Raw genomic sequence first — 19,673 nt, forward strand, 5'->3', positions numbered from 1 at the left:
CCAAGGACGGGACATGCTTCAGAACGCCACATCCGAGACGGGCGGTACGACCGTACGGCGTCGGTGGTTCACCCTGTTGCTCCGCGACCGGTTCGCCTGCGCGGCGGCCCTCGTCCTGGTCCTGGTCGCGCTGTGCGCCGTCCTGGGGCCGCTGCTGGCCGGGGACCTGGCGACCCGCCAGAACCTGCGCGCCCCGGGACGGCCTCCCTTCAGTCTCGACCACGGCTGGGCCTTCGTCCTCGGCAGCGACTCCCTCGGCCGGCCCGTCGCCGCGCGGCTGCTGACCGCGGCCGGGACGACACTGGCCGTGGCGGTGCCGGCCGTGCTGTGCTCGCTGGTGATCGGCTCGGTGTGGGGCATGTGGGCGGGTTATCACGGCGGTTGGCGCGAGAACGTGTCGCTGCGGGTGGCCGACGTGATCCTCAGCTTCCCCTCCCTGCTGCTGGCCGTGGTGGTGCTGTACGTCTTCTCGCCGAGCGCGGCGAGCATCGTGCTGGTGCTGGCCGTCGCCCGGATCCCCGTGTATCTGCGCACGGCCCGGGCCGAGGCGGCGGAGCTGCGCAGCCGGCTGTTCGTGGACGCGGCCCGTACCTTCGGCACGGGCGGTTGGGCAACCATCCGGCGCCATGTCGCGCCGAGTGTGCTGCCGACGCTGCTCACCGTCGCCGCGCTCGACTTCTGCTTCGTGATGCTGGCCGAGTCGTCGCTGAGCTTCCTCGGCATCGGCATCCAGCCGCCGGACGTCAGCTGGGGGTTGATGGTGGCCCAGGGGCGGCAGGAGTTGCAGAGCGCGTGGTGGATCGCGCTCTTCCCGGGGCTCGCGATCGTCCTCACGACCGTCTCGGCGACCGTTCTCGCCTCCTGGGCCCGGATGACGACCGACCCGGGACAGCGGTGGCGGGAGGGCGTGCGGCGGAGTGGGTGGCGTGCTCGGTGGTCGCGTGGGACGAGCACCGGCCCGGCAACGCGCGGCCGCGCCGTGGCCGAGCCGGACGCGACCGCCGCTCCCGGCGGCAGCCGTCCCATCGGCCCCGGACGGGGCACGGCGGCCGACGTCCTGGTCGTGGACGACCTGTCCGTCGACGTCCACACCCCGGCCGGACCCCTCCACGTCGTCCGCCGGGTCGGCTTCTCCGTGCGGTCGGGCGAGACCCTGGCGCTGCTGGGCGAGTCGGGCTGTGGCAAGAGCATGACCGCGCACGCCGTCGCCGGCCTCCTCGACCCGGTCGCGGAGGTGGTGGGCGGGCAGGTGCTCCTCGACGGCGAGGACCTGCTCGGGCTCGGAGCACGGGCCAGACGCCGGCTGGCCGGCCCCGGGGTTGCCATGGTCTTCCAGGACGCGCTCAGCGCGCTCAACCCCGTCCTCACGGTCGGCACCCAGCTCGCCGAGCCGCTGCGCATCCACGAGGGTCTGTCCCGGCGGGCGGCGAAGGCCAGGGCAGTGGAGCTGATGGAGCGCGTGGGCATTCCGGAGGCCCGCTCCCGGGCGGACGCGTATCCGCACCAGTTCTCAGGAGGGATGCGTCAGCGCCTGCTGATCGCCACGGCGGTCGCCCTGCGGCCGAGGGTCCTGATCGCCGACGAGCCCACGACGGCACTGGACGTCACCGTCCAGGCGCAGATCATGGACCTCCTCGGTGAGCTGCGCGGCGAACAGCGGACGGCACTCGTCCTCATCACGCACGACCTCGGGCTCGCCGCCGAGCACGCGGACCGGGTCGCCGTCATGTACGCGGGGACGGTGGTGGAGACCGGGCCGGTCGCCGAGGTGTTCGGCAAACCCCACCACCCTTATACGCGAGGCCTGTTGGCGTCGGTACCGGCCGAGCAGCACCGGGGCTCCCGGCTGAGTTCCATCCCGGGGAGCCCACCGGACCCGGGTGCGGTGCCGGCCGGCTGTGCCTTCCGTACGCGCTGTCCCATGGCCCGGGAGCGTTGTGCCACCCACCGTCCGGCGCTGACCGGCACCGGGGCCGGCCGGGCCGCCGCCTGCCACTTCGGGAAGGAGCTGGCCGATGCCTGAGCACGGGCCACTTCTGGAGGCCACCGGCCTGGCCAAGAGCTTCAAGGTCCGGCGGACCGTGCGAGGCGGCACCCGGCTGCGGGCACTGGACGGGGTGGACCTGACCCTGGGACGCGGGGAGACCCTGGGCCTGGTCGGCGAGTCCGGCTGCGGCAAGTCCACGCTGGCCAGGGTCCTCCTAAGGCTGGAGCGGCCGGACGCGGGCACCGTGCGGTACGAGGGAGTCGACCCCTTCACGTTGTCGGGTGCGGAGCTGCTCGCCTGGCGCCGGAAGGTGCAGATGGTGTTCCAGGACCCGTTCGGTTCGCTCAACCCCCGTCTGTGCGCTGCGGATCTGATCGGCGAGCCGTGGTTGACCCACCGCGGCCTCGTACCCGCGTCGAAGCGGGCGGCCCGCGTGGCCGAGCTGCTGGAGATGGTCGGCCTGCGCGCGTCGGACGCGAGCCGTCACCCGCACGAGTTCTCCGGGGGGCAGCGGCAGCGGATCGGGATCGCCCGCGCCCTGGCGCTGGAGCCGGAGGTGATCGTCTGCGACGAACCCGTCTCCGCGCTGGATCTGTCGGTGCAGGCGCAGGTGCTCAACCTCCTGTGCGACCTGCGGGACGAGCTGGGACTGTCGTACGTGTTCATCTCGCACGACCTGTCGGTGGTGCGGCACCTCGCCGACCGGGTCGCCGTGATGTACCTGGGCAAGATCATGGAGACGGGCCCGACGGAGGAGGTCTACGAGCGGCCGCGCCACCCGTACACGGAGGCGCTGCTGTCGGCGGCCCCCTCCCCCGTGGCCGGCGGCGGACGCAGGCGACAGCGCATCCTGCTCACCGGTGAGATCCCCTCACCGGCCGACCCGCCGTCCGGATGCCGGTTCCGGACCCGGTGCCGGCAGGTGCGGGACCTGTGCGCCGAGGCGGTTCCCGCACCTCCGCCCGGTGCGCCGCACCACGGTGCGGCATGCCACTTCCCTCTGGAGGAGACACCCGCGGTCAGGGCTTGAGATGCGACTGGTGTGTCGCGGGATGGGGCACCACGAGGTCGTCGGCGGGTGCGTGAAGAGGGGCCCTGCCTCCGCGGCAGGGCCCCTCTTCACGCGGCGCTCGTCAGTGCTTGAAAACGTCCTTGGCCTTTTCCTTGGCCTGCCGCGCGTCGCCCTTCGACTGCTTCGTCCGGCCCTCGGCCTCCAGCCGCTCGTTGCCCACCGCCCGGCCGACCGTCTCCTTGGCCTTTCCCTCGGCCTGCTCGGCTTTCGCCTTGGCCTTCTTCTCTCCAGCCACGATTCGTTCACTCCCAGCCGTGTCCGACGTCGGGGTCACGGTCCGGGTGGCCACTGAGCGTCAGTCCAAACATGCCGGGCGTCAGGCGGCCAGGCGCTCGGCGACTTCCTTGGCCTTGGCGGCGGCGTCCTGGTGGGCGCGCTCGCGGGAGGCCTCGAAGAGCGGCACCAACTCGGCCATCGCCGGGTTGTGCGGAGCCATGGTGAGCTCCGGGACGATGAAGTGGAGGTCCATGCCGAGGGCATCGGCAAGGACCGCCGTCAGGTAGTTCTGGACGTACTCGTATCCCTCGCGGGGCGTGCCCGGCGCGTAGGAGCCGCCACGGCTGGCGACGATGGTGACCGGGATGCCCTTGGCCGACTGCGTCTCGCCCGCCGTACGGCCCATCAGGACGACGTGGTCCAGCCAGGCCTTCAGGGTCGACGGGATCGAGTAGTTGTACATCGGGGCGCCGATCAGCACGGCGTCCGCCCGCTCCAGCTCCTCGATGAGCCGCGCGCGCTCGGCGAACGCGGCCGCCTGTTCCGGGCTGTGCGCCGCGGGATCCACGAAGCCGGCCGTGTGCGCATCGGCGGTCAGGTGCGGTACGGGGTTCGTGGCGAGGTCCCGGTAGATCACCGTGCCGTCGGGGTGCTGCTCGTTCCACGCCTTGCGGAAGGCGGCCGTCACGGAGCGGGACGCGGAAGCGCCGTCGGGAAACACGGAGGAGTCGATGTGCAGCAGCGTGGCCATGGGTGCCTCCAAGGGAACGACGGGCCCGAGGCGGTCGACCGCGGGCTGAGTTTTTGTACTGGACTACGTTTAACACAGGTACTTACTTTTTTTCACCCCCGAACGTCAGAGTAGTACCCTCAAGGCATGGCGGAAGCACAGGAGCAGACACACGACAGGGCAGCGTGCAAGCGGGTGGACGACGGCATCAGCCGCGTTTTCCAACTGCTGGGCAAGCGCTGGACCGGTCCGATCGTGTCCGTGCTCGTGAGTCAGCCTGCGTACTTCGCCGACCTGCGCCGGGCGATCCCGGGAATCAGCGAGCGCATGCTCTCCGACCGGCTCAGCGAACTCGCCCTCGCGGGGCTCCTGGTGCGCGAGGTCGACGAGGGCCCGCCGCTGCGGGTTTCGTACCGGCTGACGGAGGCCGGGGCCGCGCTGGAGCCCGCCCTGAGGGAGCTGGCGCTGTGGGCCAAGACCCATCTGCCGGAAGGCTCACCGTGCACGGTGGCGACGCGCACCTGAGGGCCCCGGCGACGCCCTGACCGGAACCGCCGGCACCCTGCCTCAGGCCAGGAGTTCGCGCACCAGCGCCCCGCACCACCACTGCTCCACCCGGTCGGGCGACCACCCGCGCTCACCGGTCAGCACGCTGTAGACGTCGATGTTGCAGAGTGCCGCATAGACGTCGACCGCGGACGGCACGTCGAGGCCGGAGCGCAGGACGCCGGCCGGCCAGGAGGAGAAGACCTGCACCCGGGTCTGGTCGCCGCGGACGCGGCTGTCGTGGTAGAGCGTGGCCAGCTCGGGTCCGGAGCGGCCCGCTTCCCGTACGAGCGTGATGACGTCGCCGGCGCGTTCGTACAGGCGCCGGTCGTAGCCGGCCATCGCGGCGAGCTGCCGGGCCGGGTCGGTCGTAGGGGACTCGAGCTCCGCGATCAACTGCGGTACATCGGCCGAGAGATCCGCCGCGTCGGCCAGCGCGCGGGCCAGTCCCGCCTTGTTCCCGTACGCCGCGTAGACGGTCGGCACGGACACCCCCGCCTCGCGCGCCACGTCCCGCACCGTCGTGGCCGTCCACCCGTGGGAGACGAACAGCTCCAGCGCGGCGCGGGCGATCTCCGCGCGGGTCTGCTGCGCCTGCGCCGTTCGGCGAAGCGAGTCGTACCGCCGCCGCCCCGGCTCCTCACCCATGCACCTGCCCCTTCCCGCCATTCACTTAACGCAGCCTATAATCAATATATGTTACGTAAACAGCCGGGTGCTGCCCCGGCCGCCATGGATTTCGCCCGGGTCAGCGGTCTCGCCGCCCTCGGCTTCGCCTTCCTCATCGTGGCCGGGAACGTGCTCCTGGTCCCGGCCGGTCTGCCGCGCACCGGCGCCGGCATCGGGGAGGTGGACGGGTTCTTCCGCGCGCACGCGGACCTGGTCGGCCTGGGCTCCGCGCTCACCCCAGCGGCCTGGATCCTGGCCACGTTGTTCGGGGCGGGCGCGGTCCGTGTGGTGTGGCAGTCCGAGCGGGAGCGGGGCGAAGCATGGGCCCTGCTCGGGTTCGCCGGACTCGTCCTTCAGAACGCCGACTTCGCCGGGGTCATCGCGATCCGGCTGGCGCTCGCGTCGACGGCCGCGGACGGTGTCGACGCGGACACGAGCCTCTGGGCGCTGCACGACGCCCTGTTCACCCTCAACGGCACCTTCCTCGCGCTCGCGCTCCTCGGCCTGTCCGTCGGCGGCCTGCGCGCCGGGCTGATCCGGCCGTGGCACGGCAGGTGGGGGCTGGTGGCGGCGGTGTTGCTGTTCGGTTCGGCCGTGCTCGCCCCACTGGTCATCGACCACACCGGCCCGCTCGGTCTGCTCGGCCTCGTCGGCTGGCTGATGTGGGTGGTGTGGATCGTCGTGTACGGCGTCGCCCTGATGCGTCGGGCGTCGGCACCGCAGCCGTCGACCGGGCGCTGACCGGCGGCCGTTCGGTCCGTGCGGTCCGTTCGGCTGGCTGACAGTCAGTGGCAGCACCCGCCGGCCGACTGGGGGCCGGGCGCGGTGTCCAGGCGGCAGAAGCAGGACGCCTGGATCGGGACGTCGGCCAGCGCGGTCGCCGTCTTGAGCTGCTGGGCCACGAGGGCCGCCTCGGCGGTCTTGCCCGTCCGGAGCAGGCACTCGTGGAAGCCGTGCAGGGACCAGACGTTGCCGGGGTGCTGGAGGGCGCGGGGCAGGGTGGGATCGAGGCCGAGGTCCGCGCGGTAGACCGCCTCGGCCTCCGCCACCCGGCCCTGTTCCAGCAGCAGGGCGCCGTAGGCGTGGCGGGTGGGCTGCATCCAGCCCCAGGGCTCGTCGTAGGGAAGGTTGTCGTCCAGCTCGATGGACCGCTCCAGGGCGGCGAAGGCGAGGTCGTGGTTGCCCCTGCGGTATTCGAGCTCGCCGTCCAGCATGGCCGCCGCGACGGCGAGGATGTCGTGGCAGGTGTTGTTGAACAGCATCCGCGTCTCGGGCACCCGGCTCACCGCCGCGCGGAAGAGCTCGCGCTCGGCCTCCGCCCGGCCGACCTCGCCGGTGGCCGAGAGGGCGACGCCCCGGGCGTAGTGCCGCATGGCGGTGGTCACCGCGTACAGCTCCTGGTCGGCGGGGGCGGGCAGGGCGAGGATGTCCGCCCAGCGGCCGAAGCGGATCAGTACGTGGACGCGCATGGCGAGGAAGCCCTCGAGCCAGTCGGCCATCGGGGGGCTCTGCACGCGGAGCAGCTCTTCGGGGATGGCGGCTTCCAGCTGGGCGGCGGTGTCGAGGGCGACCCGTGCCTGGCCGAGGAACATGGCCCCGTAGATCTTGAAGTGGTAGTTGTGCACCCGGTAGAGGGTGTAGAAGTTCATCGCGCCGGCCCGCCGGTGGAACCTCTCGTCGGCGGCGATCGCGTCAGTGTTGGCCGCGACGACCCGGCGGTAGTCGCCGCACAGGACGTCGAGGTGCGAGGGCATGTGGTGCAGGTGCCCGGCGTCGGGCACGATGCCGCGCAGCCGGTCGGCGACGGTGAGGGCCTGCTCCGGTGTCGGGGACATCTCCATCAGGTGGATGTACAGGTGCAGAACCCCGGGGTGCCGAGCGCCGGCCTCGGTCCCGAGCGCGCCTTCCAGCACGGCCTTGGCCTCCGACGTCCGGGCGCCCTCGGCCGGCTGACCGGTGGTCAGGTCCCACAGCTGCCAGGGGGTGAGGTTCATCAGCGCGTCGGCGTGCAGGGTGGCGATGTCCGGGTCGTCGGGCGCCAGTTCGTACACCGCGCGCATCGCGTCCGCGTAGGGCTCGTTCCACACCGAGCAGTCCTCGACGGCCTCCGGCTGCGGGTAGCGGGCCCGCAGCGCGCCGACGAGGGCCTGTTCCACCGATGTGGCGTTTACGGCTTTGCCGTGGGCCCGTTCGACCGCGTGATGTGTGCGTTCGACGGTCCGCACCAGCTCTTCACCGTCGAAGAACTCCCAGGGCTTGTTGTAGTTCGGGCCGAGCGCGTAGGCGATACCCCAATACGCCATCGCACACTCCGGGTCCGCCTCGGCGGCCTTTTCGAAACAGGCGACGGCTTCCTCGTGGTGGAAGGCGTACGTCCACACCAGGCCGCGGTCGAACCAGAGCTGGGCCTCGGCGGAGGACGTGGTGACGGGACGGCCGTGCGTGCCGAGGTCGTAATAGTCGCCCATGGGTTTCTCCTGGGAAAGCGGCCGGGAGCCGTGAGAATAGCGGGTGCGGACACGCCCTTGATCACCGATGAATTCTCGTATTCCAAGATTAGCGGCTCGGATTTCGATGAGTTCGCCGTGCTTCGAGGAGCCGGGCCGGGCATCTTTGAGAACATGACTGACTTCCCGAGCTTTCCGCCCGGCTTCGTGTTCGGGGCCGCGACCGCCTCGTACCAGATCGAGGGGGCGGTGCAGGAGGACGGGCGTGGGCCGTCCATCTGGGACACCTACAGCCACACACCCGGCCTGGTGGCGAACGGCGACACCGGTGACGTCGCCTGCGACCACTACCACCGCTATCCGCAGGACGTGGCACTGCTGCGGGAGCTGGGCGTGGACTCCTACCGGTTCTCGATCGCCTGGCCACGCATCGTCCCGGACGGGTCCGGCCCGGTGAACCCCAAGGGGCTGGACTTCTACTCCCGACTGGTCGACGAACTGCTGGCGGCCGGCATCGAGCCCGCCGCCACGCTCTACCACTGGGATCTGCCGCAGGCCCTGGAGGACGGTGGCGGCTGGCGGGTGCGGGAGACCGCCGAGCGGTTCGCCGAGTACGCGGCCGTCGTCGCCGGGCACCTGGGCGACCGGGTGCCGCGCTGGATCACCCTCAACGAGCCGTGGTGCAGCGCCTTCCTCGGCTACTCCGTCGGCCGGCACGCCCCGGGCGCCCGCGAGGGCCGGGGCGCGCTGGCCGCCGCCCACCACCTGCTGGTCGGGCACGGCCTGGCCGTGCGGGCGTTGCGGGCGGCCGGCGTACGCGAGGTGGGCATCACCCTCAACCTCGACCACAACCTCCCCGCCACCGACTCCCCCGCCGACCGGGCGGCCGTCACCCGTGCCGACACGCAGCACAACCTGGTGTGGACCGAGCCGATCCTGGCGGGCCGCTACCCGGCCACCGAGAAGGACACCTGGGGCGAGCTGATCACCGGCCAGGACTTCCGGCGGGACGGCGACCTGGAGCTGATCTCCCAGCCGCTGGACTTCCTCGGCATCAACTACTACCGGCCGACCGTCGTGGCCGACGCCCCGTACCGCGAGAGCGACCCGGCGAAGCGGGTGGCAACCGACAACCGGTACGCGGAGGTGCCCATGCCCGGCGTGCGTCGCACCGCCATGGGCTGGGCCGTGGCGCCCCACACCTTCACCGATCTGCTCGTGGGGCTCAAGGAGCGGTACGGCGACGCCCTGCCGCCCCTCCACATCACCGAGAACGGCTCGGCGGAGGACGACGAGGTGAGCCCCGACGGTGCCGTGCACGACAGCGACCGGGTCGCCTACCTGCGCGACCACGTCACCGCGCTGCGGGCCGCCATGGACACCGGCGTGGACGTCCGCGGCTACTTCGTGTGGTCCCTCCTCGACAACTTCGAGTGGGCCTTCGGCTACGACAAGCGCTTCGGGATCGTCCGCGTCGACTACGCCACGCAGCAGCGGACACCGAAGGACAGCTACCACTGGTACCGGTCGGTGATCGCCGCGCGGCGGCGGTGACGGCCCGGGGCAGCCATCGCGTCGCCCGTTGGAGTGCGGCAGCGAGGCGGACTGCACCCACCGCTCCACGTCCTGCTCGGCGGTCCCGGCCCGCAGATGCGTGTCCGTCCGGCCGGCCAGGGCGTGCCGGGGTCGTACGGCGTACGCGCACCCAGGGATCCGCGATCCGGTCGGCCGAGGTGTCCACGGTCCCACCTCCCACAGGAGAACGTCCCCCGGCAAGTACCCCACCGTGACCACCGAAGCCTGCGGTGACACTGAGTACACGAGAGCGGCACAGGGCGCACACCGTGTCGCGGGGGACGATCATCCGGTCGTTCGATCGTGGCACCTTCGCCACTGGGCTGGCAGCCCCCAACTCCCGCTCCCTAGGATGTACTTCCTGTCCAGCCAGTCCATTGGCGCGGCACCACGCAGGGGGAACGATGAACTCCGAGAAGCAGTTGTCCACCGAGATCGACGCGAACGTGCCGACGGCAGCGCGCATGTACGACTACTACCTGGGCGGCAAGGACAACTATGCGGCCGACCGTGCCGCGTGCGAGGAACTCGACAAGGTCGTGCCCAGCACGCGCCGCCTCGCGCTGAACAACCGGCGCTTCCTCCAGCGGGTCGTGCGGACCCTCTCCGAGGAGTACGGCATCCGGCAGTACCTCGACCACGGATCAGGCCTGCCGACGCAGGACAACGTGCACCAGGTCGCCCAGCGCATCGACCCCACGACCCACGTGGTGTACGTCGACAACGACCCGATGGTGCTGGTCCACGGCCGTGCGCTGCTGGAGCAGGACGAGCGCACGAGCGTCATCCACGCGGACATGCGCGAGACCGACCTGATCTTCGACCACCCCGACACCAAGCGGCTGATCGACTTCTCCGAGCCGGTGTGCGTCCTCTTCAACTCGGTGTTCCACTGCATCCCGGACAGCGACACCGACGGGCCGCTCGCGGTGGCCAGCCGGGTGAGGGAGCGGCTCGCGCCCGGCAGTTTCATGGTGATGTGCCAGCTGGTCAGCGAGGACCCCGAGGTCCGTGACTTCGTCACGAACTTCATGGACCAGGCGACCCAGGGGCACTGGGGCCGCGTGCGTGAGGAGAAGGACGTCGCCGCGTACTTCGAGGGTCTGGAGATCCTGGAGCCGGGACTGGTGGAGGTGTCCACGTGGCGTCCGGACACAGAGGTGGCACCCCGTCAGCTCACCCACGAGTGGATCGAGTTCGGCGGCGTGGGGCGGATTCCCCTGGAGAAGTGACTCGGGTGCCTCGCGCGGGACGCAGGTCATCCCGCGCGAGGCACGGGCACGTCACGGGTAGCGCTGCTCCATCGTCGTGCGCAGCAGTTCCAGGGAGTCACGGGGCTTGAGCGCCTCGTCCGCGAGACGGTCCAGCGCGATCCGGTACTCCTCCGTCTCGTCGAGGTCCTCCAGGAAGTTCGCGCTCTTGATGTGCTCCAGGTAGACCACGTCGGGGAGATCGAGACCGCCGAAGCGCAGATACGTGACCGGAATGGCGGGCGCCGAGGCGTTCGTGACGTTCAGCGGGACGATCTGCAGCGTCACGTTGGGGCGTTCGGCCATCTCGACGAGGTGCGCGAGCTGCTCCCGCATCACCTCGGTGCTGCCCAGGACGCGCAGCAGCACGGACTCGTCGATGACCGCCCACAGCTGCGGGGCATCCGGCCGGAACAGCAACCGCGCCCGGTGCCGGCGCAGTTCCACACGCCGCTCCACCTCGCCGGCCGGCGCGTTCGGCAGGCCCCTCTCCACCACGGCCCTGGTGTAGGCGGGTGTCTGCAAAAGGCCGGGCACGTACTGGATCTCGAAGGTACGGATGGTGGCGGCGGCCTCCTGGAGTCCGACCAGCCGGTCGAACCACTCGGGCATCAGCCGCTTGTCGTACCGCTGCCACCAGCCCGGCTCGCCGGCGCGCTGCAACAGCTTGAGCAGCACCGAGGCCTCGTAGTCGTCGGTGCCGTACAGCCGGAGCAGCGCGCGGACGTCGTTCTCCGTCGGCGGGCGGCGGCCCTTGCCGGACTCGATGCGGGACAGCTTCGCGGCACTGAAGCCGACAGCGCGCGCTGCCTGGTCCTGGGCGAGCCCGGCGTCCTCACGGAAGCCTGCCAGCTGTACGCCGACCAGCATCTTCAGCAGGGTCGGCGCCGGCTCGGGCCTGTCCAGATAGGGTTCCAGACGGGAGATGCGATGCGACGCGGCGGACATCCTGACTCCCAGCAGACCGGCACAAGGGCGATTTACACTATCGCACTCTGTCGGGCGTCCCCGCATCCCCCAAAGAAGCCCCACGAAATAGGGGAGTTGGGCTCCACATCACTGTGCGGACTTCCGAGCGTGCGGGCTCCACGGCATGCGGACTTCAGAGCGTGCCGTCTTCACAGCAGGTGGTCGAACTCGCCGTCCTTCGCCCCGGCCAGGAACGCCGCCACCTCCGCCGCCGTGTAGACGAGGGCGGGCCCGTCGGGGTCACGGGAGTTGCGCATGGCGATCCCGCCGTCGACGAGAGGGGCGACCTCGACGCAGTTGCCCTCGGCGTTGCTGTGCCGGCTCTTGATCCAGCAGGCGTCCAACGAGCTTGCCTGCACTCCGTTCTGCACTGGTGGCACCGCGGTCTCCTCGCTGTTCTCGTTCGCGTCCCGGCCCCGTGTACCCAACGCGGCTTGATTGTCACGCAATTTCTCGTGCAATTGCACGGGAGCGCCATCGGCGTGGATAATAGCTGCGGCGTCAACCCCTGTGCTGGCGCCGCCTCCTGACCTCGCATCGGGGAGATGCCGTGTCATCAGCTGCGCAGTACGTGCTCCGGCCGCCTAGTGAGGCTGCGGCACACGCAGGCGCCCCCGGCACGAGCACCGGATTCCCGCCCGGCCCACCCACGGTGACGTCGTACGAGGCGACGCCGTACGGGGCCCCGCTCCCGATGCCGGAGACGGTGCCGCAGCCCTCCGGTGCCCTGTCCGTCTCGGCCGCCCTGCGCGTCGAGTGCACCAGGGAGGGGTTCGCGCGTGTCCGGTCCTTCACCCGCGACACGCTGCATGTCTGGTCACTCGGCCACCGCTACGACGACACGACGCTCGTCGTCACCGAGCTCGCCGCCAACGCCGCGACGCACGCGGCACCGGCGGCGGGTGCGCCGGGTGCGCCGGAGATCCGGCTCGCATTCCTCCTGGACCCCACCCATCTGCTGGTCACCGTCTCCGACCCCGACGACCACCCACCCGTGTACACGCCCGCCGGCTCCGCCTTGGAGGAGCACGGCAGGGGCCTGTGCCTCGTCGACGCCCTGTCCGAGGAATGGGGCTGGACCCCCTGCCCTCCGGCGGGCAAGACGGTCTGGGCCAGGTTGTCGACCTGTCCACCCATCTGACACGACTGCCGCGGAAAGGCCCCACGCCATGCGCAGCGCTTCGACGGAACACCCGAGCAGCGAGCGCCCACAGCGCCCCGACGCCCCGTCCGGGGTGGCCAGGAACACGCCGCTCACGGCCCTGGACCGCGTGCCCTGGGGCGAGATCCAGGACTCCACCGGTTCGGCGGCCGCCATTCCCCTCCTGCTCAACGGCATCGCCTGGGGTGACGCCGACACCGCCCGCTCCGCTCTAGCCGACCTGCGGAAGCGGATCTGCCAGTTCGGTTTCGTCGTGGAGCAGGCGACGGCCGCCACGGTTCCCTTCCTGTGGGAGCTGGCGAAGCTGCCGCAGGTGACCTGCCGCGCCCAGATCATCCGGCTGCTCAAGAACATCGCCGACGCCCGGCAGTGGGAGAGCACCGCCGCCGTCTATCCGAAGCTGCTGAACCGCCGGGAGAACCCCGTGGTGTGGGAGCGTGCGGCGCGCCAGGCGGTGCGGGCCCGGCGCGGCGAGCTCGGCCGGCTGATGGCGGACGAGGACACGGAGATCGCCCGGGCCACGACCGAGCTCGCCCGTTCGCTCGCCACCTGAGGCCCGGGACCTCCCGGAGGGTCTGCCGTCCGTGCCCGTTCCGGGGGCGGACAGCGTTCGCGGGCGTCCCGGGCGCCGGGAGACGTGACGATACGGTGAGGGCCCCCTGTCACCATGGGTGATGCCCCTCGCCTCGCGCGGCCGGGCAGTGTAGACATGGCACATGGTCCGACTCTTGGGTCGATCCGGGACTCGATCGCCCCTGCGGCCCGGCGCTGCGCCGTCCGAACGGCAGCGGCGGGAGGCGGGCCCGTCACGGTGGCATCCGGTGGCGGGGCTGCGGTCGGTGCTGGGCGGACGCAGTGTCGCCCGACAGGTGTTCCTGCTCGTCGTGGTCATCGTGCTGCTGCTGGTGGTGGCGGCCGTGGTGGCGCTGGTGCTGCAAGTGCGGCACGACACGACCCAGGAGGCCCGCAACCGTTCGCTCGCCGTCGCGGAAACCTTCGCCAACGCGCCCGGCACGATCGAGGCGCTGGAGAGTCCCGACCCCACGGCGGTGCTCCAGCCGCGTGCCGAAGCCGCCCGTGAACAGTCGAAGGTCGACTTCATCGTCGTCATGAACACCGACGGGATCCGCTACACCCATCCCAAGCCGGACCGCATCGGAAAGAAGTTCGTCGGGACGCTCGAGCCCGCGCTGGCCGGGAGGCCGGTGACCGAGCAGATCACCGGCACGATCGGCCCCCTCGTGCAGGCCGTGGTGCCGGTGAAAGCTCCGGACGGCGAGGTCGTCGGCCTGGTGTCGGCCGGGATCACCACCGCCAACGTCGGTGGCACCGCCGACCGTCAGCTGCCGCTCGTACTGTCCGCCGCCGCGGTGGCGCTCCTCCTGGCGACGGCGGGGGCCGCACTGGTGAGCAGGCGGCTGATGCGCCAGACCCACGGGCTCGGGCCGCACGAGATGACCCGGATGTACGAACACCACGACGCCGTGCTGCACGCCGTCCGCGAAGGCGTGCTCATCGTCGACGACGGGGGCACCCTGCTGCTCGCCAACGACGAGGCGCACCGTCTGCTCGCACTGCCCGCCGACGCCGAGGGCCGGCACGTGCTGAGCCTGGGTCTCGACCCCGGCACCGCCGAGCTGCTGGCCTCCGGGCGCGTCGCCACGGACGAGGTGCACCGCGTCGGGGACCGGCTCCTCGCCGTGAACCAGCGCACCACGGACCGTGCGGGCGTACCGCCCGGCAGTGTCGCCACGCTCCGCGACTCCACGGAGCTGCGTGCCCTGTCCGGCCGGGCCGAGACCGCGCGGGAACGGCTCAACATGCTGTACGACGCCGGGGTGGGCATCGGCACGAGCCTGGATGTGACCCGTACGGCGGAGGAGCTGACCGAGCTGGCGGTGCCCCGGTTCGCCGACTTCGCCACCGTGGACCTGTTCGACGCGGTGTTGAGCGGCGGGCAGCCGGACGCGGCGGCCGCGCTCAGCCGCACGGCGCTGAGCGGGATCCGCAAGGACGCTCCTCTCTACGCCGTCGGCGAGCGGATCAGGTTCGTCGAGTCCTCTCCGCAGGGCCGCAGTCTCGACACCGGCCGGCCTGTCCTGGAAGCCCGGCTGGCCGAGGCCGCCGGCTGGCAGGCACAGGATCTCGAGCGCTCCGCGCAGATCGTGGAATACGGCATCCACTCCCTGATCACCGTGCCGCTGCGGGCCGGCTCCCTGGTGCTGGGCGTGGTCAGCTTCTGGCGCTGCGAGAAGCCGGAGCCCTTCGACACGGACGAGCTGGCCCTGGCGGAGGAGCTGGTGGCGCGGGCCGCCGTCTCCATCGACAACGCACGCCGCTACACCCGCGAGCACAGCATGGCGGTGACGCTCCAGCGCAGCCTGCTCCCCCGGAACCTGCCCGAGCAGGACGCACTGGAGATCGCCTACCGTTATCTGCCCGCGCAGGCCGGGGTGGGCGGCGACTGGTTCGACGTGCTGCCGCTTTCGGGGGCCCGGGTCGCGCTCGTGGTCGGAGACGTCGTCGGGCACGGGCTGCACGCCGCGGCCACCATGGGGCGGCTGCGTACCGCCGTGCACAATTTCTCCGCGCTCGACCTCCCGCCCGACGAACTCATCGCCTTGCTGGACGAGCTGGTCGGCCGCATCGACCAGGACGAGACGGAGGAGGACGGCAGCGCCCCGGTCACCGGCGCGACCTGTCTGTACGCCGTGTACGACCCGGTCACCCGGCGCTGCACCGTCGCACGGGCCGGGCATCCCCCGCCGGCGCTGATCCACCCCGACGGCAGTGTCGAGTTCCCCGACGTGCCCGCCGGTCCCCCGCTCGGGCTCGGCGGCCTGCCGTTCGAGACGGCGGAGCTGGAGCTGGCGGAGGGCAGTCGGCTCGTCCTCTACACCGACGGGCTGGTCGAGGACCGGGAGCGGGACATCGACGTCGGTCTTGACATGCTGCGTGAGGCGCTGGGCCGGGCCGGTCAGTCCCCCGAGGACACCTGCCGGACCGTCCTCGACGCGCGGCTCACGGCCCGCTCCAGCGACGACATCGCCCTGATCGTCGCGCGCACCCGGGCGCTCACCGCCGACCAGGTCGCCGAGTGGCCGGTGCCGGCCGACCCGGCGGCCGTGGGCGAGGTGCGGGCGGCCGTCTCCCGCCGGCTGGCGGAGTGGGGACTGGACGAGCTGACGTTCACCACCGAGCTGATCCTGAGCGAGCTGGTCACCAACGCGCTCCGCTACGGCGGCGGCCCCATCCACGTCCGGGTGCTGCGCGACCGCAACCTGATCTGCGAGGTGTTCGACAGCAGCAGCACATCGCCGCATCTGCGGTACGCGACGATGACGGACGAGGGCGGGCGGGGGCTGTTCCTGGTCGCACAGCTCGCCGAGCGCTGGGGGACGCGCTATCTGCCCGCCGGGAAGGTGATCTGGGCGGAGCAGCCGTTGCCGTGAGCGGTCACCGGCCTGCGCCGGCTCGGGGCGCCGTTCGCGTACGTCCGTGGGCGGCCGGCGCACCTGGTGCTCGCCCAGGGGTGGTTCGTCGAGGATCCTGCCGCAGTAGCTGTACGGGAGGGCTGGGAGCCGTCGACTACACGGCCGGGCGGGCCTCGGCGCGACGGTGCTGACCGACGAGGTTGGTGGCGATGCCGTACAGACAGGGGCGGGCCAGTGGCCGCGTCGGGTCGTGGTAGCGGCGTTCCTTCGTCGTCAGGGCACAGTCATCCGCGTGTGAGAGGTGCCTCGGGCCGAACGGCCGGCCATGAGGCACGAGGCAGAGGACAAAAGACCTTCTACGAGAGGCCATAAAGTCGCCTTATGAGCTCATAGACCGGACCCGCGTACCAACTTAGGCATGCCTCAGTTTAGGCTTCACGGCGAGATCGCTTGTCGCCGCTCGAAGGGAACCTGACCATGCCCCGCCCCCTGCGGGTAGCCATCGTCGGATCCGGCCCCGCCGGGATCTACGCCGCCGACGCCCTGCTCAAGTCCGAGGTGGCCGCCGAACCCGGCGTGTCCATCGACATCTTCGAGCGCATGCCGGCGCCGTTCGGGCTGATCCGTTACGGCGTCGCGCCCGACCACCTGCGGATCAAGGGCATCATCACGGCCCTGCACCAGGTCCTCGACAAGCCCCAGATCCGGCTCTTCGGCAACGTGGACTACGGCACCGACATCGGCCTGGACGACCTGCGCGCGTTCTACGACGGCGTGATCTTCGCCACCGGTGCGATGGCCGACCGGTCGATGTCCATCCCCGGCATCGACCTCGACGCCTCGTACGGCGCCGCGGACTTCGTCTCCTGGTACGACGGACACCCGGACGTGCCGCGCACCTGGCCGCTGGAGGCGGAGAAGGTCGCCGTGCTCGGCGTCGGCAACGTCGCCCTCGACATCGCGCGCGTCCTGGCCAAGACGGCGGACGAGCTGCTCCCGACGGAGATCCCGGCGAATGTCTACGAGGGCCTGAAGGCCAACCGGGCCAAGGAGATACACGTGTTCGGCCGCCGCGGCCCGGCGCAGGCGAAGTTCAGCCCGATGGAGCTGCGGGAGCTGGACCACTCCCCCAACATCGAGGTCATCGTCGACCCCAAGGACATCGACTACGACGAGGGCTCGATCGCGACCCGGCGCGGCAACAAGCAGGCCGACATGGTCGCCAAGACCCTGGAGAACTGGGCGATCCGCGACGCCGGCGACCGGCCCCACAAGCTCTTCCTGCACTTCTTCGAGTCACCGGTCGAAATCCTCGGCGAGGACGGCAAGGTCGTCGGACTGCGCACCGAGCGCACGGAACTCGACGGCACCGGCAACGTCAAGGGCACCAGCACGTTCAAGACCTGGGACGTCGGCGCGGTCTACCGTGCGGTGGGCTACCTGTCCGACAAACTCCCCAAGCTGCCCTGGGACATCGACTCCGGTACCGTCCCCGACGAGGGCGGACGGGTCATGCAGGAGACCGGCGAGCACCTCCGGTCCACGTATGTCACCGGCTGGATCCGGCGCGGCCCCGTGGGCCTCATCGGCCACACCAAGGGCGACGCGAACGAGACGGTGGCCAACCTGCTGGACGACTACGCGAACGGCCGGCTGCACACGCCCGCCACCCCCGCCCCCGAGGCCCTGGACGCGTTCCTCGCCGAGCGGAACGTCCGCTTCACCACCTGGGACGGCTGGTACAAGCTGGACGCCGCGGAGAAGGCTCTGGGCGAGCCCGAGGGCCGCGAGCGCGTGAAGATCGTCGAGCGTGAGGACATGCTGCGGGCGAGCGGCGCCTGACGTCCGACACACCCTGCGGGCGGGTCCGGTGGCAATGTCACCGGACCCGCCCTTATGTGTGCTTGAACCGTGTACGATCCGGATGCTTCACGAAACCATCACATGACCTTCATCAGAGGGCCATACAGGGGGGACGAACGTCCATGCGTATACGCCTTGTCGCCACCACGGCCGCCGCTGCCGGAGCCCTGGCCGCCCTGACGGCGGTTCCGGCCCATGCCGCCGAGTACAACTCCGCGCTGAAGATCCGCGGGATCCAGTACGACGCTCCCGGGAGCGACTCCAACCGCTGCTCGACGGGGAACACCGACGAGGAGTACCTGACGATCAAGAACTACTCGCGGTCGACGACCGTGAACCTCAAGGGGTACGTGGTCAAGGACGCCGCGGGGAACAAGTTCACCTTCACCGCGAGCCACACCCTTCAGCCGGGTGACTACGTGAAGCTGCGCGGCGGCAACGGGACCGACTCCGACGCGAAGAACGTCGTGTACCGCGACAACTGCAACTTCATGTGGAACAACGACAAGGACACGATCTACGTGTACAAGCCGTCCGGCAGCCGTGCCGACGTGCACTCGTACACCAAGAGCGGCTCCGACAAGGACGGCAACGGGTACATCACTTACCACGGCTGAGCCTTTTGCCGAACCGGCAACAGGCTTCGCGTGCGTCGCTGCGGGCGCCGGATGATCGGTGGACCGAGCACCTTTCTCCGGACCGCAGGAGGATCCATGCCGCAGACGTCCGTCGGCGACCGCACGCACCGCCTCGTCCCTTCACCGGCCGGCCGCATCCACCTCGTCGAGCAGGGTGACGGGCCGCTGGTACTGCTGCTGCACGGGTTCCCGGAGTCCTGGTACGCGTGGCGTCATCAGCTGCCGGCCCTGGCCGCCGCGGGCTATCGCGCGGTGGCCGTGGACATTCGCGGCTACGGGCGCTCGTCCCGGCCGGCGGCGGTGGACGCGTACCGGATGGTCGAGCTGGTGGAGGACAACGTCGCCGTGGTGGAGGCGCTGGGCGAGCGGTCCGCGGTGGTCGTCGGGCACGACTGGGGTGCGACGATCGCCGCGACGTCCGCGCTGATCCGGCCAGAGGTGTTCCGCGCAGCGGGGCTGTTGAGCGTGCCCTACACGCCGCCCGGCGGCCCCAGGCCCAGTGAGGTCTTCGCGCGAATGGGCGGCGAGGACGAGTTCTGCGTCTCCTACTTCCAGCGGCCCGGCCGGGCCGAAGCGGAGATCGAGCCCGACGTGCGCGGCTGGCTCGCGGGTTTCTACGCCGCCCTGTCCGCCGACACGATGCCCGAAACCAGTCCGCATTTCGTCGCCCGCGGAGGGACGCTGCGCGACCGGTTCCCCGTCGGCCGACTGCCGCGCTGGCTGAGCGAGGCCGACCTGGACGTCTTCGCCGGGGAGTTCGAACGCACCGGAATGACCGGCGCCCTGAACCGCTATCGGAACATGGACCGGGACTGGCAGGACCTGGCGGACTACGCCGGTGCCCCCGTCACACAGCCGTCGTTGTTCATCGGCGGCGCCCTGGACGCGTCCACGACCTGGCTGGCCGACGCGATCGAGGCGTACCCGGCCACCCTGCCCGGACTGACGGCTTCTCACATCCTTGACGGCGGCGGACATTTCCTCCAGCAGGAACGCCCCACGGAGACCAACCGGCTCCTGACCGACTGGCTCGCCGGCCTCCTCCCGGCCTAGTAGTGCTTGGTCAGGTCGGTTGTGGTGGTGCGTGTCCTTCCGGCCCGGTGTGGCGTTGAGGG

General features: G+C 70.9%; 19 protein-coding genes. 12 read left to right on the top strand and 7 right to left on the bottom strand.

The window, feature by feature from the left end; all coding sequences use genetic code 11:
* Positions 1–13: 13 nt before the first annotated feature.
* On the top strand, positions 14–2,023 hold the full coding sequence (locus tag AOQ53_RS45680) for a dipeptide/oligopeptide/nickel ABC transporter permease/ATP-binding protein (RefSeq protein WP_236711529.1): 2,010 nt from the start codon (positions 14–16) through the stop codon (positions 2,021–2,023).
* Positions 2,016–3,017, top strand: a complete 1,002-nt coding sequence (locus AOQ53_RS02500; RefSeq protein ID WP_059414562.1) for an ABC transporter ATP-binding protein — start codon at positions 2,016–2,018, stop codon at positions 3,015–3,017. Before AOQ53_RS45680 ends, AOQ53_RS02500 begins: the two co-directional genes overlap by 8 nt.
* A gap of 103 nt (positions 3,018–3,120) precedes the next feature.
* On the opposite strand, the gene AOQ53_RS40190 is transcribed toward AOQ53_RS02500, so the two are convergent.
* Both AOQ53_RS40190 and AOQ53_RS02505 read right to left on the bottom strand, forming a co-directional pair.
* Complete coding sequence (locus AOQ53_RS40190) at positions 3,121–3,294, bottom strand: CsbD family protein (RefSeq protein WP_078945100.1); 174 nt, start codon at positions 3,292–3,294, stop codon at positions 3,121–3,123.
* A gap of 81 nt (positions 3,295–3,375) precedes the next feature.
* Positions 3,376–4,026 carry an FMN-dependent NADH-azoreductase gene (locus AOQ53_RS02505; RefSeq protein WP_059414563.1) on the bottom strand — a complete coding sequence of 217 codons (651 nt, stop codon included), beginning with the start codon at positions 4,024–4,026 and terminating at the stop codon, positions 3,376–3,378.
* A gap of 126 nt (positions 4,027–4,152) precedes the next feature.
* Here AOQ53_RS02505 and AOQ53_RS02510 point away from each other — a divergent pair, with 126 nt between their 5' ends.
* Positions 4,153–4,530 (top strand): winged helix-turn-helix transcriptional regulator, encoded by a 378-nt coding sequence (locus tag AOQ53_RS02510; RefSeq protein WP_059414564.1) that lies wholly within the window; start codon positions 4,153–4,155, stop codon positions 4,528–4,530.
* Between the two features lie 42 nt (positions 4,531–4,572).
* Here AOQ53_RS02510 and AOQ53_RS02515 read toward each other — a convergent pair whose 3' ends face one another.
* Positions 4,573–5,199, bottom strand: coding sequence for a TetR/AcrR family transcriptional regulator (locus AOQ53_RS02515; protein WP_059414566.1), 627 nt, complete (start codon positions 5,197–5,199; stop codon positions 4,573–4,575).
* 48 nt (positions 5,200–5,247) lie between these two features.
* On the opposite strand from AOQ53_RS02515, the gene AOQ53_RS02520 reads away from it, so the two are divergent.
* Entirely contained in the window at positions 5,248–5,961 is a 714-nt protein-coding gene (locus AOQ53_RS02520; protein ID WP_236711530.1) for a 2-oxoglutarate/malate transporter, read from the top strand.
* 44 nt (positions 5,962–6,005) lie between these two features.
* Here the strand turns inward: AOQ53_RS02520 and AOQ53_RS02525 are convergent, their stop codons facing one another.
* Positions 6,006–7,688, bottom strand: a complete 1,683-nt coding sequence (locus tag AOQ53_RS02525) for a hypothetical protein (RefSeq protein ID WP_059414567.1) — start codon at positions 7,686–7,688, stop codon at positions 6,006–6,008.
* Positions 7,689–7,841: 153 nt separating this feature from the next.
* On the opposite strand from AOQ53_RS02525, the gene AOQ53_RS02530 reads away from it, so the two are divergent.
* Positions 7,842–9,221: a GH1 family beta-glucosidase gene (locus AOQ53_RS02530; RefSeq protein ID WP_059414568.1), complete on the top strand. Its 1,380-nt coding sequence runs from the start codon at positions 7,842–7,844 to the stop codon at positions 9,219–9,221.
* A gap of 425 nt (positions 9,222–9,646) precedes the next feature.
* Positions 9,647–10,474, top strand: coding sequence for an SAM-dependent methyltransferase (locus AOQ53_RS02535; protein WP_059414569.1), 828 nt, complete (start codon positions 9,647–9,649; stop codon positions 10,472–10,474).
* Between the two features lie 51 nt (positions 10,475–10,525).
* Here AOQ53_RS02535 and AOQ53_RS02540 read toward each other — a convergent pair whose 3' ends face one another.
* Together AOQ53_RS02540 and AOQ53_RS02545 are read right to left on the bottom strand one after the other, a co-directional pair.
* Positions 10,526–11,440: a helix-turn-helix domain-containing protein gene (locus AOQ53_RS02540; protein ID WP_059414570.1), complete on the bottom strand. Its 915-nt coding sequence runs from the start codon at positions 11,438–11,440 to the stop codon at positions 10,526–10,528.
* Positions 11,441–11,610: 170 nt separating this feature from the next.
* The gene (locus tag AOQ53_RS02545) at positions 11,611–11,841 is read right to left on the bottom strand and encodes a DUF397 domain-containing protein (protein ID WP_037673508.1); all 231 of its coding nucleotides are present in this window, start codon (positions 11,839–11,841) and stop codon (positions 11,611–11,613) included.
* A 314-nt stretch (positions 11,842–12,155) separates the two neighbouring features.
* On the opposite strand from AOQ53_RS02545, the gene AOQ53_RS02550 reads away from it, so the two are divergent.
* The 3 genes from AOQ53_RS02550 to AOQ53_RS02560 all read left to right on the top strand — a co-directional run bounded on the left by AOQ53_RS02550 (position 12,156) and on the right by AOQ53_RS02560 (position 16,075).
* Entirely contained in the window at positions 12,156–12,602 is a 447-nt protein-coding gene (locus AOQ53_RS02550; protein WP_107083993.1) for an ATP-binding protein, read from the top strand.
* A 28-nt stretch (positions 12,603–12,630) separates the two neighbouring features.
* Complete coding sequence (locus AOQ53_RS02555; protein WP_059414573.1) at positions 12,631–13,176, top strand: hypothetical protein; 546 nt, start codon at positions 12,631–12,633, stop codon at positions 13,174–13,176.
* Positions 13,177–13,339: 163 nt separating this feature from the next.
* Positions 13,340–16,075: a SpoIIE family protein phosphatase/ATP-binding protein gene (locus AOQ53_RS02560; RefSeq protein ID WP_174523219.1), complete on the top strand. Its 2,736-nt coding sequence runs from the start codon at positions 13,340–13,342 to the stop codon at positions 16,073–16,075.
* A gap of 136 nt (positions 16,076–16,211) precedes the next feature.
* On the opposite strand, the gene AOQ53_RS45685 is transcribed toward AOQ53_RS02560, so the two are convergent.
* Positions 16,212–16,391: a hypothetical protein gene (locus AOQ53_RS45685; RefSeq protein WP_236711531.1), complete on the bottom strand. Its 180-nt coding sequence runs from the start codon at positions 16,389–16,391 to the stop codon at positions 16,212–16,214.
* A 143-nt stretch (positions 16,392–16,534) separates the two neighbouring features.
* Here AOQ53_RS45685 and AOQ53_RS02565 point away from each other — a divergent pair, with 143 nt between their 5' ends.
* The 3 genes from AOQ53_RS02565 to AOQ53_RS02575 all read left to right on the top strand — a co-directional run bounded on the left by AOQ53_RS02565 (position 16,535) and on the right by AOQ53_RS02575 (position 19,611).
* The gene (locus AOQ53_RS02565) at positions 16,535–17,899 is read left to right on the top strand and encodes an FAD-dependent oxidoreductase (RefSeq protein WP_059414577.1); all 1,365 of its coding nucleotides are present in this window, start codon (positions 16,535–16,537) and stop codon (positions 17,897–17,899) included.
* 143 nt (positions 17,900–18,042) lie between these two features.
* Positions 18,043–18,537: a lamin tail domain-containing protein gene (locus AOQ53_RS02570; protein WP_059414578.1), complete on the top strand. Its 495-nt coding sequence runs from the start codon at positions 18,043–18,045 to the stop codon at positions 18,535–18,537.
* A gap of 96 nt (positions 18,538–18,633) precedes the next feature.
* Positions 18,634–19,611 carry an alpha/beta fold hydrolase gene (locus AOQ53_RS02575; RefSeq protein ID WP_059414580.1) on the top strand — a complete coding sequence of 326 codons (978 nt, stop codon included), beginning with the start codon at positions 18,634–18,636 and terminating at the stop codon, positions 19,609–19,611.
* Positions 19,612–19,673 lie beyond the last annotated feature (62 nt).

Source organism: Streptomyces azureus (genome assembly GCF_001270025.1).
GTDB lineage: Bacteria > Actinomycetota > Actinomycetes > Streptomycetales > Streptomycetaceae > Streptomyces > Streptomyces azureus.

Coding starts and splice junctions, on each gene's coding strand:
- AOQ53_RS45680 (WP_236711529.1), top strand. CDS start 14: ATGCTTCAGAACGCCACATCCGAGACGGGCGGTACGACCGTACGGCGT.
- AOQ53_RS02500 (WP_059414562.1), top strand. CDS start 2,016: ATGCCTGAGCACGGGCCACTTCTGGAGGCCACCGGCCTGGCCAAGAGC.
- AOQ53_RS02505 (WP_059414563.1), bottom strand. CDS start 4,026: ATGGCCACGCTGCTGCACATCGACTCCTCCGTGTTTCCCGACGGCGCT.
- AOQ53_RS02510 (WP_059414564.1), top strand. CDS start 4,153: ATGGCGGAAGCACAGGAGCAGACACACGACAGGGCAGCGTGCAAGCGG.
- AOQ53_RS02515 (WP_059414566.1), bottom strand. CDS start 5,199: ATGGGTGAGGAGCCGGGGCGGCGGCGGTACGACTCGCTTCGCCGAACG.
- AOQ53_RS02520 (WP_236711530.1), top strand. CDS start 5,248: ATGTTACGTAAACAGCCGGGTGCTGCCCCGGCCGCCATGGATTTCGCC.
- AOQ53_RS02525 (WP_059414567.1), bottom strand. CDS start 7,688: ATGGGCGACTATTACGACCTCGGCACGCACGGCCGTCCCGTCACCACG.
- AOQ53_RS02530 (WP_059414568.1), top strand. CDS start 7,842: ATGACTGACTTCCCGAGCTTTCCGCCCGGCTTCGTGTTCGGGGCCGCG.
- AOQ53_RS02535 (WP_059414569.1), top strand. CDS start 9,647: ATGAACTCCGAGAAGCAGTTGTCCACCGAGATCGACGCGAACGTGCCG.
- AOQ53_RS02540 (WP_059414570.1), bottom strand. CDS start 11,440: ATGTCCGCCGCGTCGCATCGCATCTCCCGTCTGGAACCCTATCTGGAC.
- AOQ53_RS02550 (WP_107083993.1), top strand. CDS start 12,156: ATGCCGGAGACGGTGCCGCAGCCCTCCGGTGCCCTGTCCGTCTCGGCC.
- AOQ53_RS02555 (WP_059414573.1), top strand. CDS start 12,631: ATGCGCAGCGCTTCGACGGAACACCCGAGCAGCGAGCGCCCACAGCGC.
- AOQ53_RS02560 (WP_174523219.1), top strand. CDS start 13,340: ATGGTCCGACTCTTGGGTCGATCCGGGACTCGATCGCCCCTGCGGCCC.
- AOQ53_RS02565 (WP_059414577.1), top strand. CDS start 16,535: ATGCCCCGCCCCCTGCGGGTAGCCATCGTCGGATCCGGCCCCGCCGGG.
- AOQ53_RS02570 (WP_059414578.1), top strand. CDS start 18,043: ATGCGTATACGCCTTGTCGCCACCACGGCCGCCGCTGCCGGAGCCCTG.
- AOQ53_RS02575 (WP_059414580.1), top strand. CDS start 18,634: ATGCCGCAGACGTCCGTCGGCGACCGCACGCACCGCCTCGTCCCTTCA.